13 protein-coding genes are annotated in these 13832 nt (G+C 63.0%); 11 read left to right on the top strand and 2 right to left on the bottom strand.

All coding sequences use genetic code 11. The annotated features are described in order from the left end of the window. Nucleotides 1–90 precede the first annotated feature (90 nt). The 6 genes from tolQ to ybgF all read left to right on the top strand — a co-directional run bounded on the left by tolQ (nucleotide 91) and on the right by ybgF (nucleotide 4969). Complete coding sequence (gene tolQ, locus KJB29_RS01210) at nucleotides 91–765, top strand: protein TolQ (protein ID WP_215732998.1); 675 nt, start codon at nucleotides 91–93, stop codon at nucleotides 763–765. A 9-nt stretch (nucleotides 766–774) separates the two neighbouring features. Further along, nucleotides 775–1194 (top strand): protein TolR, encoded by a 420-nt coding sequence (gene tolR, locus KJB29_RS01205; protein WP_214186247.1) that lies wholly within the window; start codon nucleotides 775–777, stop codon nucleotides 1192–1194. Continuing rightward, the gene (locus KJB29_RS01200) at nucleotides 1191–1946 is read left to right on the top strand and encodes an energy transducer TonB (protein ID WP_215732997.1); all 756 of its coding nucleotides are present in this window, start codon (nucleotides 1191–1193) and stop codon (nucleotides 1944–1946) included. The genes tolR and KJB29_RS01200 overlap by 4 nt, the downstream gene beginning before the upstream one ends. Beyond that, nucleotides 1943–3232, top strand: a complete 1290-nt coding sequence (gene tolB / locus KJB29_RS01195; RefSeq protein WP_215732996.1) for a Tol-Pal system beta propeller repeat protein TolB — start codon at nucleotides 1943–1945, stop codon at nucleotides 3230–3232. The genes KJB29_RS01200 and tolB overlap by 4 nt, the downstream gene beginning before the upstream one ends. Before the next feature lie 259 nt (nucleotides 3233–3491). Beyond that, the gene (gene pal / locus KJB29_RS01190) at nucleotides 3492–4073 is read left to right on the top strand and encodes a peptidoglycan-associated lipoprotein Pal (RefSeq protein ID WP_215732995.1); all 582 of its coding nucleotides are present in this window, start codon (nucleotides 3492–3494) and stop codon (nucleotides 4071–4073) included. Between the two features lie 80 nt (nucleotides 4074–4153). After that, entirely contained in the window at nucleotides 4154–4969 is an 816-nt protein-coding gene (gene ybgF / locus KJB29_RS01185) for a tol-pal system protein YbgF (RefSeq protein ID WP_215732994.1), read from the top strand. A gap of 56 nt (nucleotides 4970–5025) precedes the next feature. On the opposite strand, the gene KJB29_RS01180 is transcribed toward ybgF, so the two are convergent. Then, the gene (locus KJB29_RS01180; protein ID WP_215732993.1) at nucleotides 5026–5337 is read right to left on the bottom strand and encodes a TatA/E family twin arginine-targeting protein translocase; all 312 of its coding nucleotides are present in this window, start codon (nucleotides 5335–5337) and stop codon (nucleotides 5026–5028) included. A gap of 229 nt (nucleotides 5338–5566) precedes the next feature. Between KJB29_RS01180 and nadA the strand changes: the two genes are divergently transcribed. Both nadA and KJB29_RS01170 read left to right on the top strand, forming a co-directional pair. Further along, nucleotides 5567–6481, top strand: a complete 915-nt coding sequence (gene nadA, locus KJB29_RS01175; protein ID WP_215732992.1) for a quinolinate synthase NadA — start codon at nucleotides 5567–5569, stop codon at nucleotides 6479–6481. 55 nt (nucleotides 6482–6536) lie between these two features. Next, on the top strand, nucleotides 6537–7070 hold the full coding sequence (locus tag KJB29_RS01170) for a gamma carbonic anhydrase family protein (protein WP_215732991.1): 534 nt from the start codon (nucleotides 6537–6539) through the stop codon (nucleotides 7068–7070). Between the two features lie 84 nt (nucleotides 7071–7154). On the opposite strand, the gene KJB29_RS01165 is transcribed toward KJB29_RS01170, so the two are convergent. After that, entirely contained in the window at nucleotides 7155–8036 is an 882-nt protein-coding gene (locus KJB29_RS01165) for a pentapeptide repeat-containing protein (RefSeq protein ID WP_215732990.1), read from the bottom strand. Between the two features lie 242 nt (nucleotides 8037–8278). On the opposite strand from KJB29_RS01165, the gene mfd reads away from it, so the two are divergent. Genes mfd through KJB29_RS01150 form a run of 3 tightly spaced genes read left to right on the top strand, consistent with a single transcriptional unit; the run spans nucleotide 8279 to nucleotide 13822 of the window. Next, complete coding sequence (gene mfd, locus KJB29_RS01160) at nucleotides 8279–11755, top strand: transcription-repair coupling factor (protein WP_215732989.1); 3477 nt, start codon at nucleotides 8279–8281, stop codon at nucleotides 11753–11755. 57 nt (nucleotides 11756–11812) lie between these two features. Continuing rightward, nucleotides 11813–12760 carry a peptidylprolyl isomerase gene (locus tag KJB29_RS01155; RefSeq protein WP_004513704.1) on the top strand — a complete coding sequence of 316 codons (948 nt, stop codon included), beginning with the start codon at nucleotides 11813–11815 and terminating at the stop codon, nucleotides 12758–12760. Between the two features lie 60 nt (nucleotides 12761–12820). Next, on the top strand, nucleotides 12821–13822 hold the full coding sequence (locus KJB29_RS01150; protein ID WP_011366203.1) for a peptidylprolyl isomerase: 1002 nt from the start codon (nucleotides 12821–12823) through the stop codon (nucleotides 13820–13822). The last annotated feature ends 10 nt before the right edge of the window (nucleotides 13823–13832 follow it).

Genomic DNA, 13832 nt, shown 5'->3' with positions numbered 1-13832 from the left:
CCTTCCGGAAAACGGTTGACGTGGCAGCCGGCCGGGACTATTGTTCAGCCAACGCGTATCTCATTAATTTAACTGCCGGAGGTTCATGCCGTGTTACATCTTGCGGGAACCGGTCTCGTCGTCAAGCTCGTCCTCTGCGTCCTCGTCTTCTTCTCGGTGGTCTCCTGGGCCATCATCTTCTTCAAGCTCCTCCAGGTCTACCGGGCCAACAGCGAGTCGGAGCGCTTCCTGGATTTCTTCTGGAAGACCAAGCGGTTCGACGGCATCAACTCCCAGCTGGACCGCTTTACCAACTCGCCCCTGACGGTCCTCTTCAGCGAGGGGTACGGCGAGCTGAAGCGCCTCGTGGAGAAGGGGGACCAGAAGGAAGAGCTGGACGTCATGAGCACGGAGCTGGGGGGCATCGAGAACATCGCCCGGGCCCTGCGCCGCGCCACCACCTCGGAGATCACCCGGCTGGAGAAGTACGTGACGTTCCTGGCCACCACCGGCTCCACCACCCCCTTCATCGGCCTCTTCGGCACGGTCTGGGGGATCATGACCGCCTTCAAGGGGATCGGCGAGACCGGCTCGGCATCCCTGGCCGTCGTTGCTCCGGGCATATCCGAGGCCCTCATCGCCACCGCCATCGGCCTGGTGGCCGCCATCCCGGCGGTCATGGCCTACAACCATTTCCAGTACAAGATCAAGGTCCTCATCGCCACCATGGACAACTTCTCCACCGAGTTCCTGAACATCGTCCAGCGGACCGTGACCAAGAAGTAGGAGCAGACCATGGAAATCGGCAGCAGAAACAACGGCGACCGCGGCACCATGTCGCAGATCAACGTCACCCCCCTGGTGGACGTGATGCTCGTGCTCCTGGTCATCTTCATGGTTACGGCCCCCATGATGCAGCAGGGGGTCCAGGTGAACCTCCCCAAGGCGGAAACCAAGGCCATGGCCACCCAGGAGGAGGCGGTGGTCGTCTCCATTGACCGGAGCGGCAAGGTCTTCATCAACGCCACGGAGGTGGCTCCGGGAGACCTGAAGGCGAAACTGACCACCATGGTGGCCAACCGGACGAAGAAGGAGGTCTTCCTCAAGGCCGACCGGGATGTCCCCTACGGTGATGTGGTGCGGACCATGGCTGAAATCAAGGGGGCCGGCATCGAGCGCCTCGGCATGGTGACGGAGCCAGCCCCGACAAAATGAGCCGTACCCGCCAACCGAGAGATACCGGGCTGGGGTGGGGGGTTGCCGCTTCCTGCGTCGTCCACGCCTCCGTCGCCGCCTTTGTCCTCCTCCACCACTTCTCTTCCCCCGCCCCCCTAGAGGCGCCCGTCTACTACGTGGATGTCGTGAACCTGCCGGTGGCCGCTCCCCAAGCCGGGAGTCGCGTAACCGGAGGGAGCCCGCCCCCAGCGGCGCCGTCTCCCCCACCGAAGCCCGCGGAGATGGCCCTTCCCCAGAAACGCACCCCGACAAAGGCGGCCACGCCGAAGAAGAGTTCCTCAAAGGAGAGTGATGCCGGCAAGGCCTTCGAGGAGCGGATGGACAAACTCCAGCGGGCCATCGACGAACGGCGCCAGGAGGCGGCCCTCGACTCCCTGCGGCGCAAGACCGCGGGAAGCGGCCGCCAGCCGGAGCGGGTGGGAACCCCCGGCGGCACCGGGAAAGAGGCCGGAAGCGACTACGCCAGCTATATCCAGTCCCGGCTCACGGACGCCTTCCAGTCCACCATCGCCCACCAGAGCAAGGCACCGGAAGTGGTGGTAAAACTCACCATCGACGCCGGCGGGCACATCGCGCGGAAGCGGATCGAGCGTTCGAGCGGCGACAAAATTTTCGAAGAATCGGTCTACAAGGCCATCGCCCGGGCCGAAAAGACCTTTGTCCCGCCCCCCGGCGGCGGCGAATTCGACTACGGTTTCATCTTCAGACCACAGGGAGTGGGAAAAAAATGACACGACGTCTCTTCATTCTCATCACCATCATGCTCTGCCTGATCCCCGCACTCCTCCATTCCCAGGAAGGGTATCGGGAAGTGACGGCTGCGGGAACCCACAAACTGACCCTCACCGTGGACTCCCCACGGCGCCTCGGCGGTTCCGATGCTCCCCAGGTGGCCCGCGAGACGGCCGAAGCGCTCCAGTTCGACATGGTCCTTGCCGGCCCCTTCACCGTCACGGCCCCCTCGACCGCCGCGGCCTCGGCCGGCATCCGGCCGGGAGAGTTCGACTTCGCCCCCTGGCGCGGCGCCGGGGTCGACCTTCTGGTCAAGAGCGGTTACACGGTTACGGGAAACGCCATGACCATGGAGTTCCGCCTCTACAACGTCACCCAAGGGAAGGAGATCCTGGCCAAGCGGTACACGGGCCGTCCCGGCGATGTCCGGAGAATCGCCCATACCTTCTCGGACGACATCATGGCCGCCCTGACCGGGGAGCGTGGTCCCTTCACGGGAAAAATCGCTTTTGTCTCCACCCGGGCCGGCGCCAAGGCGATCTTCCTCATGGACTATGACGGTCACAACGTCCAGCAGCTCACGAAAAACCGCTCCATCAACCTGAACCCCGATTTTTCCCCCAGCGGGAAGGAAATCATCTTCACCTCCTACCGCCAGGGAAATCCGGACCTCTTCCGCCGCGAGCTCTTCACCGGCGCCGAGGCCCGGATCTCCTCCTACCGGGGGATCAACGCCACCGGCGCCTGGTCCCCCGACGGCAAGACCATCGCCCTGACCCTGAGCAAGGACGGCAACTCCGAGATCTACACCATCTCCCGGGACGGGAAGAGCCCGCACCGGCTCACCAACACCAGCGCCATCGAGGTCTCCCCCGCCTGGTCCCCCGACGGCCGCAAGATCGTCTTCGTCTCCGACCGGCTCGGCAAGCCCCAGATTTTTATCATGAATGCCGACGGCACCGGAGTCCGACGCCTCACCACCAACGGCAGCTACAACGTGAGCCCCCGCTGGTCTCCCAAGGGTGACCGGATCGTTTACTGCCGCCAGGAGGGGGGGTTCCAGATCTACGCCATCAATCCCGACGGCTCTGGCGATACCCGGCTCACCAGCGAGGGGAGCAACGAGCATCCCCGCTGGTCCCCTGACGGCCGCTTCATCACCTTCAGCTCCACCCGCGGCGGCGGTGAACGGATCCACGTGATGAGGGCCGACGGCAGCGGCCAGACCCGGGTTTCCGGCGGGAAGGGGAGGGACTCCCATCCCGCGTGGTCGCCGCGTTGGTGAGGCAGGTGTTGAAAATGGAGCGCTGTCCTCTATAATGAAAACAGAAGGGGCACGTGCAGAACGTGATGAGGAGGCCGGTATGCTAGGCGCAAGCGAGCGAGGAGGCGAGGCGTACCCGAAGGTACGATGAGCTTTCGAGCGAGCGGCAACAACGCAGACCGGCCTCGTAATAGTTTTGCACGTGCCTCAGAATTTTCGGCGACCGGCCGGGTATCATTTTTCCGGCAGGCGCTTGTCTAACAACAAAAGGAGAAGATGTATGCGAAAAAGCACCTTTGGTCTCGTTGCCCTCATCTGTTCCGCTCTCGTTGCGACTGGTTGCGCCAAAAAGGAGATGGTAAAGCCGGAAGAGGCGGTACCGCCGGTAGCGGCCCCCCAACCCACAACTCCGGCCAAACCCGCTGCTCCGCCGGTGAAGGAGGAGCCCATTACAGCCCAGCCCATCCCCGAGGCCCCCGTCAAGACGGAAACCCTCCAACCGGCCACGGCCCTTGACACCGTCACGGCGACTCTGGATCGGATCTTCTTCGATTTCGACTCCTTCGTCCTCTCCCAGGCCGCCCGGGATATCCTCTCCAAGAACGCGGAGTACCTCCTCAAGAAGCAGCCCAATGCCCGCCTCCTGATCGAAGGGCACTGCGACGAGCGGGGCTCCGACGAGTACAACCTGGCCCTGGGGGAGAAGCGGGCCAAGGCGGCCCGTGATTACCTGGTGACCCTCGGCGTCGCCGCCAATCGCCTTTCCATCATTAGTTACGGTGAGGAGAAGCCCCTTGATCCGGGACATACCGAAGAAGCCTGGGCGAAAAACCGTCGGGCCGAATTCCTCATTGTCAAATAAGACCATCGTCCGGGAAAACGGGAGGGGAGCCGGCAACGGCTCCCTTTCTCTATTGCCGGGCAACAACTACGGAGACGCCGATGAACATCGTACGGAATATATCGCTCGTCGTGCTGCTGGCCCTGTCGGGATGCGCCATGCGCAGCGACCTGGAGACGGTGCAACGGGACAACGAGGAACTGAAGACCCGCATCTTCCGCCTTGAGAAGGACCTGGGAGGGGTGCGGACGGAGACCAGGGCCGGCATCGAGACAACCTTGCAGGACTTCGAGAAGGAGCGGGCCGGCGCCCGTAAGGGGCTCGCGGACCTCCAAGCATCCATGGACGCCATGAAGGTTGACCTCCAGGTAATGGCCGGGAAGGTGGACGACCTCTCCCTGGCCGCCAAGAAGCCGGCCGAGGAGGTGAATCTCCTCAAGGAAGACCTGGAACGGCGCCTTTCCTCCCTGGAGGAACGGCTTGGCGCGGTGCAGAAGAAGGTAACGGACATGGAAACGGCCCAGGCCAAGCCTCCCGAGCCTGCGACTCCCGAAGCCCTTTACCAGAAGGGGCTCGACGCCTACCGGAGCGGCAATTTCGCCGCGGCCCGGGAGTCATTTGCCCGCTTCCTGGAACAGCACCCGAAGCACGAACTGGCGGTCAACGCCCACTACTGGTCCGGCGAGGCCTACTACGGCGAAAAGAAATACGAACAGGCAATCCTGGAATTCCAGGAGGTGATCAAAAATTTCCCCGGCAAGGAAAAGGTACCTGCGGCTATGCTGAAACAGGCCGGGGCCTTCAACGAGATCGGCGACGTGAAGAGCGCCCGCTACGTGCTGCGGAAACTCATCGACGAGCACCCCTCCACCGAGGAGGCGAGGCGGGCCAAGGAGAGGCTCAAGGCCCTCAAATAACAAAAGGCGGGTGCAAGCCCGCCTTTTTCATTTCCGACATCTCGTATCAGGCCGTCTCAAGCCGACTTCGCCCCGTCGCCTCCCCTGGACGCAGTCTCTGCTGCCCGGTCCCCATGGGCCTTAACCTCGGCAGCCGGGTCCCCCATCGGGTCGGCAGCGGCGGTCTGGGCTTCTTTTTCGGCCTTTTCCTTTTCATCCAGATTCCGGACCTCCTCGGCCATGTTCCGCTGGAAGTCGTCGGAGGCCCGCTTGAACTCGGCCAGCCCCTTCCCCAGGGACCGGGCGATGTCGGGGAGCTTCTGGGGACCGATAACGATCAGGGCGATGACAAGGATGACTATCAACTCCGGCATGCCGATTCCAAACATGTTCGTATACCTCCCGTGACAGCGGCCGGAGTCGCCGGCCCGCCGCAAAACACCTTCTCAATTCTGGCCAAAGGATGTGAAAATAATAGAGTGTGGGCCGAGTCGTGTCAAGGGCGCCATATCGAGGCCCCGCCCATGGACGGGCAAAGGGTTTGACATCGGGGCGAACGTTGATTTAGTATCATCCAATTTCGCCCGTATACGGGAAAACGGGAAAGGAAACACACCCATGCAGGCCGATACCATCAAGCAGGAAATCAGGCGGCTCCTCAAGGAGCGCAACGCCGTCCTCCTGGCTCACAACTACATGCGGGACGAGGTGCAGGAAATCGCCGACATCACCGGCGACTCCCTGGGGCTCTCCCAAGAGGCGGCCAAAACCGCTGCGGACGTGATCGTCTTCTGCGGTGTTCACTTCATGGCCGAGTCGGCATCCATCCTCTCGCCCCATAAGACGGTGCTCCTGCCGCGGCGCGACGCCGGCTGCCCCATGGCCGACATGGTGACGGTGGAGGGACTCCTGGAGCTGAAGGCCAGGCATCCGGGCGTGCCGGTGGTCACCTACGTGAACTCATCGGCGGCCGTAAAGGCCGTGAGCGACATCTGCTGCACCTCGGCAAACGCTGTGAAGGTGGTCAACTCCCTCCCTGACCGGGAGGTGATCTTCGTCCCCGACCGGAACCTGGGGCAGTTCGTGGCGAAACAGTCCGACAAGACCTTCCACTACTGGGACGGCTACTGCCCCACCCACGAGCGGCTCAAGGCCGACGTGGTGGCGCGCCTGAAGGCAGAGAATCCCGATGCCCTTTTCATCTGCCACCCCGAATGCAACCCGGCGGTGGTGGCCCTGGCCGACCACGCCTGCTCCACGAGCGGCATGTACGATTACTGCCGCAAGAGTCCGGCCAAACGCTTCATCATCGGCACCGAGGCGGGAATCCTCTACAAGCTCCGCCTGGAGAACCCCGACAAGGAGTTCATCCTCGCCTCGCCGGCTCTGGTCTGCCCCAACATGAAGCTCACCTCCCTGGAGGACATCCTCGATGCCCTCACGACCATGGCGCCGGTGGTGCAGGTGCCTGAGGATATCCGGGTGCAAGCCAAGCGGGCACTGGACCGGATGATCGCCATACCGAGGGACTGAGATGCGGGGACCGGGGACCCGGGACCGGAACAATCCAATCTGTCGAGGTTTTCCAATGATCCGTTCATTCCAGGGGATGCAACCCCAGATCGCCCCTTCAGCGTTCATCGCCGAAACCGCCGTGGTCATCGGCGACGTGACCGTGGGGGCCGAAAGCAGTATCTGGTATAACGTGGTGGTCCGGGGAGATGTGAACTTCATCCGGATCGGCGCCCGGAGCAATATCCAGGACCTCACTATGCTCCACGTGACCCACAAGAAGCACGCCGACGACCCCGGCGCCCCGCTCGTCATCGGTGACGACGTGACCGTGGGGCACAGCGTCACCCTCCACGGCTGCACCATCGAAAACGGCGCCTTCATCGGCATGCAGGCCATGGTCATGGACAAGGCAGTGGTTGGAAAAGGGGCACTGGTAGGGGCGCGGGCGCTGGTCACCGAGGGGACCGTAATCCCCCCCCACACCCTATGGGTAGGGGCACCGGCCCGGTACAAGCGGGATTTGACTCCTGACGAAATCGCCTGGCTCCAGCGGTCTGCGGGCAACTACGTGAAATACTCCCGGGAGTATCTGGACGATACGCCATAGCACCCGGCCTCCGCAGCCAATGAAAAAGCCGGCATCCCCTCGAGGGGAGCCGGTTTTTTTGTTATCGCAACGCAGGGAAACTGGTCAGAATTTGAGGAACGTGAGCCGTTCGGCCGGGTCGGGTCGAGCTGCATCGTCCCGTGCCGCCGCCTTTGTCACCGTGCCGCCCCCCCTCCCCTCTCCATCCTCCGTCAGCACCGCCACGCTCCGCTCCATGACCGCATTGGTGAAGAGCCCGCCCCGTAAGTTTGCGCTTGCCAGCGCTGCACCCCGCAGGTTCGCCCCCACGGCATAGACACCCGTCAGGTCCGCCCGCTCCAGGTCGGCCCCTTCCAGGTTCGTCATGAAGAGGCCGGCCCCCGAGAGCTTGGCCCCCTTGAGGCTTGCCCCCCGCAGATTGGCCATTTCGAGGGATGTCCCCCGCAGGTTCGCCCCGTCGAGGCACGCCCCCGCCAGATTGGCCAGGTAGAGGTCGGCATTGGCCAGGGAGGCGTTGCGCAGATCAAGGCCGGCCAGGTTCATCCCCCGCAGGTTCGCCCCCGACAGATCGCGGGTCGTGCCAAGGACCTCGCGCACCTCTGCCGGACCGGGCCGCCATCCCCCTCCCCGCTTCGGCTCGACTGCCACGACCGGCGCAACGGTCCGGACGGGAACGACCGGCGTCGGCTCGGCTTTTGCGGAAACCACCTTCTGGTCCGCTTTCTTTGCAGTACGGGTCACCTTTGCCGCCTTCGCCGGCTTCTTTTTGGCGTGGCCACGCCCGGCGACACCCCGCCTGCTTACGAGACGCACATACTCGGCATAGGCAAGGGCCGGCTTCGCCGGGGAAGAGGCCGCGACTTCGGTGGACTCGGTTTTTTTCTTCCCCGCCGGGGAGGCGGCGGCCGGCGTTTCACTGCCGACGGAGACGGAGAAGGTGGTGATGACGATCGGAATTCCCAGGCAACGGAACAGGAGGTGCTTCATGGACGGTACTTCCTCTCGGGCGTAGTGCGAACAGGGGGGCGGACTTGCCGGAGGCAGACGACATTGTCCCCTCTTTCCGTATCGGACATTTTTCGCCTTCCTTGAGCATTTTTTTCTCGAGAACCCGGTCCTGCGCCCCCGGAACCCCTTTCACCAAGGGATACGCCGAGGGGGCAGCCTTGCCTTTTCACAGCCGCGCTGGTATCGTTCCAGAGCACCCTTACGACGCAAAGGAAGACGGAATGCCCCTCGCAAACAGCCAGCTCATCGACCGGATCACCGACCACCTCGCCCCAAAAACCGGCCGGGTCACCCTCACCGGTCTCAAAGGATCGGCCCCGGCCTATCTCCTGGCCCAGCTTCTGAAAACGGCGGAGCGCCCCCTCCTCGTCATCGCCCCCGACGCCGACAGGGCCGCCGAGGTCTGCACCGAGCTTCGCTTCTTCAGCGGGCGCCCCTTCGACGTCCTCTCCTTTCCCGCCTGGGACGTGGCCCCCTTCGAAAAGGGATCGCCCCACGCCGACGTGACCGGCCAGCGGCTCGCCTGCCTCCGCCGCCTCATGGATCGCAAGACGGCCGCCGTGGTGACCACTCAAGCGGCCCTCAGGCAGCGGGTGCTCCCCAGGACGATGCTGGACAACGCCTCCCTCTACTTCCTCCCCGGCGAGGAAAGCAACCGGGATGAATTTCTCGCAAAACTCGTCACTCTGGGTTACCTGAATGTCCCCCTGGTGGAAGACCGGGGAACCTTCGCCGTAAGGGGAGGAATCGTGGACATATTCCCCCCCGGTTTCGAACAGCCGGTGCGGATCGAGTTCTTCGGCGACTTCGTGGAGACCATCCGGGCCTTCGACCCCCTATCCCAGCGCTCCCTGGCTCCACTGGAAGAGCTACTCCTCCTCCCCTCCCGGGAGATGGTCCTGACCGATGAAGTGCTGAAGTCCGCCTCTCACCGCATCAAGGCCCGCTGCGACGAGCTGGAGATATCCCCCGTGGCCCGGCGGGAACTTCTGGAGCAGCTACAGCAAGGCCTCTACCCCGCCGGCGTAGAGTGGCTCCTCCCACTCTTTCATCCCCGGCTGGAGACCCTCTTCGACTATGCCGGCGACGCAGTCCGGGTGATCCTGGACCCTGACGCCCTGGCCGATGAAAATGCGCGGCTCGACGCAGAACTGGAAACGGCCTCGGCCCAGGCGCGGGAACAGGGAGACCTCTTCGCGTCACCGGCGGAATTCTTCCTGACCGCTTCGGAAACCGCCGGCAGCATCGAAGCGGGACGGCTCGTGACCATCCCCTACCTGACCGTAACCGGGGAGGTCGACGAAAAAACAGCCGTAGCCCTGGACATCCAGGAAAACACCGACCTCAAGGTGGACGTCTCCTCCGACAGTGAGCGGGTCCTGAAGCCTCTGGTGACACGGCTCAACGGCTGGCTGGAGGAGCGGCAGCGGGTAATAGTCGCCTGCCACCAGCGGGGCCAGGCCCAACGCCTCTACGAGCTCCTCTCCCACTACCCCCTCCCCCTGAACATCTCCGACCGCCCCTTCCCCGCCGAGCGGGAGCGGGGCGACGGCAAGGTGGACGTTGTAATCGGCGACCTTTCACGGGGGTTCCGGCTCCCCGAAGAGAAGCTCATTGTCATAGCCGAAGAGGAGATCTTCGGCCGCCGCCAGAAGCGGCGCGGGGTCTCGGAGCTGCGCAAGAAGCAGATCATGACGTCGCTGGCAGAGCTGAAGCCCGGCGACTACATGGTCCACCTGGACCACGGCATCGGCATTTACCGGGGGCTCCAGCACATTTCCCTGAGCGGTTGCGCCGGTGACTTCATCCTCCTTGAATACGCGGGAGGGGACAAGCTCTACCTCCCCGTGGACCGGCTGAATCTCGTCCAGCGCTACGTTGGGGCCGAGGGGCTCGAACCACGGGTGGACAAGCTGGGGGGAACCTCCTGGGAAAAGGCCAAGGGGAAGGCCCGGGCCGCCGTGCAGGAGATGGCCGGGGAGCTCCTGCAGATCTACGCGGCCCGCCAGCTCCACGAGGGACACGCCTTCTCCCCCCCCGACGACCTCTACCGGGAGTTCGAGGCCTCATTCGCCTACGAGGAGACCTCGGACCAGATGTCGGCCATCATGGACGTGATCGGCGACATGACAAGCCCGAAACCCATGGACCGCCTTGTCTGCGGCGACGTCGGCTACGGCAAGACCGAGGTGGCCATGCGGGGGGCCTTCAAGGCAGTCATGGACGGCAAGCAGGTGGCGGTGCTGGTCCCCACCACAGTCCTGGCCCAGCAGCACCTGGAGACCTTCAAGGCCCGTCTCGGCGCCTACCCGGTCACCGTAGAGATGCTCTCCCGCTTCCGCACGCCCAAGGAGCAGAAGGAGATCCTGGAGAAGGTGAAAAAGGGGGCCATCGACGTCATCATCGGCACCCACCGGTTGCTCCAGAGCGACGTCTCCTTCAAAGACCTGGGGCTCCTCATTGTGGACGAGGAACAGCGCTTCGGCGTCACCCACAAGGAAAAACTCAAGAAATACAAGGCGGTGGTAGATATTCTCACCCTCACCGCCACCCCCATCCCCCGGACCCTCTACATGTCCATGATGGGGATCCGGGACCTCTCCATCATCGACACCCCGCCGGTGGACCGGCTGGCGGTAAAGACCTTCGTAGCCCGCAACTCCGACGACCTGATTCGGGAGGCGGTCATGCGGGAACTGCGCCGGGGGGGGCAGGTCTTCTTCGTCCACAACCGGGTCCAGTCCATCATGAACTGGGCCGAGCACCTGCGCCGCATCGTCCCCGAGGCAAAGATCGCCGTGGGGCACGGCCAGATGGACGAAGGGGAATTGGAGAAGGTGATGCTCGGCTTCATGCACGGAGAGACCAATCTCCTGCTCTGCACGACCATAATCGAGTCGGGGCTCGACATCCCCAACGCCAACACCCTCATCATCGACCGGGCGGACACCTTCGGCCTGGCCCAGCTCTACCAGCTTCGTGGTCGCGTCGGGCGCTCCAAGCAGCGGGCCTACGCCTACCTGCTGATCCCCGGCGAAGGGGCCATCTCGTCCGATGCCCGGGAACGACTGAAGATTATTCAGGAACTGACGGAACTCGGCGCCGGTTTCCGGCTCGCCACCCATGATCTCGAAATCCGCGGCGCCGGCGACATCCTGGGGGCCAAGCAGTCGGGGAACATAGCCGCCGTGGGCTTCGACCTCTACACGGAGCTCCTGGAGGAGGCGATCCAGAACCTGAAGGGTGAGGAACGGCTGGAGCGGGTGGAGCCGGAGATCAACCTCCGGATACCGGCATTCGTCCCCGAGGACTACGTCAAAGAGCCCAACCAGCGGCTTATCATCTACAAGAAGCTCACCCAGGCCGAAAACGAGGAAGAAGTGGACGAAGTCATGGCGGAACTGGTGGACCGCTTCGGTAAACTTCCCCTGGCCGCCACGTACCTCCTGGAAGTGATGAAGCTGCGGATTCACTTCAAGCGCTTCGTGATCACCATGGCGGAATTCGACGGCAGGCGCCTCTGCCTCAGCTTCCACCAGAAGACGCCGGTCCCTCCGGATACCATCATCGGACTCATCCGTTCAAACCCGAAGCGATACCAGTTCTCACCGGACTTCCGGCTTACGGCGGAGCTTGCCGACACCTCCTTCGAGGGGGTCCTGGAAGAGGCCAGAAATCTCTTGAAAAGGCTTGGGTGATGTGCTAGCTTCCGTAAGATTCTTCAATACTTAATGAGCCTGAAAAGGAGTTTCAACGTGAAACGAACAGCGGTTCTGACGATCCTCTCGGCCACCCTCCTGGCGGTCCCGTTCACCGGCTGCAAAGGAAAGACCGAAACCGGCACTGCCACGGCCCCCGCCAAGAAGGCCGGGGAAGTGATCGCCGAGGTTAACGGCGACACCATCACCACCGGCGACTTCCAGAAGGAGCTGGAAAACCTTCCCCCCTACCTGAAGCCCATGGCCGACACTGCCGAAGGGAAAAAGGAACTCCTCGACACCATGGTGGTCCGGGAGCTGATCCTCCAGCAGGCCAGAAAGGACGGCCTGGACAAGAGCCCCGATGTGGCAGCCAAGCTGGAGGAGCTCAAGAAGCGGGTCGTAGTGGAGGCGTTCCTCAAGAAGAAGGTGGAGGAGCAGGCCAAAGTCTCCGACGAGGAGATGAAGAAGTTCTACGAAGAAAACAAGGACAAATTCAAGACCGGTCCCCAGGTCCACGCGAGCCACATTCTCATGAAGAGCGAGGACGAAGCCCAGAAGGTCCTCAAGGAACTCAAAGAAGGGGGGAACTTCGAGGAGCTGGCCAAGAAGCACTCCATCGACTCCGCCGCGGCCAAGGGAGGCGACCTGGGATGGTTCAGCAAGGGCTCCATGGTCCCCGAATTCGAAAAGGTGGTATTCGGCCTGAAAGAGGGGGAAACCTCCGGCATCGTCAAGACCAAGTTCGGCTACCACATTATCAAGCTGACCGGCAAGCGGCCGGCCGGCATCCGTACCTTCGACGAGGTGAAAGAGCAGCTCAGGGCAGCCATCCTCCCCAGCAAGCAGCAGGAAGTCTTCCAGAAGCTCAAGGATGACATCAAGAAGGGGGCCAAGGTCACCATCAAGGAGGACGTCCTCAAGGGAATCGGAGGCGCCGCCGCGGAAAAGCCGGCACCCGCGGGCCCCGAGAGCACTCCGGCAAAGAAAGCGGAAACGAAGTAAGCGCACCGGGGCTGCCGGCAGCAACGTCGGCAGCCCCGTGCCCCCTCCCCAACGGAAACCATGATTAAAACCCTCATCACAGCCACCCTTGTCCTTATCGCCACCCTTCCCTCACCGTCACACGCAGAGGTGGTCAACCGGATTCTTGCCGTCGTCAACGACGAAATCATCACCTCCTACGCGGTCGAGAAGGAAAAGGCAACTATCCTCAAAGAGGCTGAGCGCCAGCAGCCTCCGCCCCCCCCTGAATCCCTCGTCCATCTGGACGAGACGGCCCTTAACCGCCTCATCGACAAGAAGCTCGTGGAGCAGAAAGTCCGGGAGCTGGACATCAAGGTAAGCGAAGAGGAAGTCCGGCAGGCCATCGAGGACGTGAAGCGGCAGAACAAGCTCTCCCAGGAGTCCCTCGTCTCGGCCCTGGCCAATCAGGGGCTCTCCTTCGACCAGTACAAGGTCCAGATCCGCGAACAGCTGGAGCGGCTGCGCCTTGTGAGCCAGGAGGTGCGGTCGAAGATCCAGGTCGGTGAACGGGAGATGCGGGAGTACTACGAGGCGAACCCCGGCCGGTTTGGCGGCGAGGAGAACTTCCGGGCCCGCAACATCTACTTCAAGCTCGATGAAAAGATGCCGGCCGACCAGGTGAAGAAGATCATGACCACCGCCCTGACCGTCCTCCACGAGGCCCGTGACGGCAAGGACTTTGCCGAACTGGCCCGCCAGCACTCAGACGACCCTGCGGCAAAGAATACCGGTGGCGATCTGGGAACCTTCCGCAAGGGGGACATCCTCCCCGAATTCGAGGAGAGCCTCATAAAGATGAAGCCGGGCGAGGTGAGCGACCTCATCTATGTCTCGGGGGGGCTCCACATCGTCAAGCTGGAGGCACGCTTCGCCGGCACACCGAAACCCTTCGAACAGGTCAAGGCCGAAGTGGAGGACATCCTCTACCGGAAAAAGTCGGAAGAGCGCTTCAACCAGTGGGTGGCCGACCTCCGCAAGGGGGCGGCCATAGAGATTAGACAGGAAACGGGGACCGGGGACCGGGGACCAGCAAAACCGTAAACCAACCTCC

The sequence above is a fragment of the Geobacter grbiciae genome, assembly GCF_018531165.1.
In the GTDB taxonomy this organism is placed as follows: Bacteria; Desulfobacterota; Desulfuromonadia; order Geobacterales; family Geobacteraceae; genus Geobacter; species Geobacter metallireducens.
Note: the sequence above shows the minus strand (reverse complement) of the source record. Positions and strands in the feature narration are given on the sequence as shown.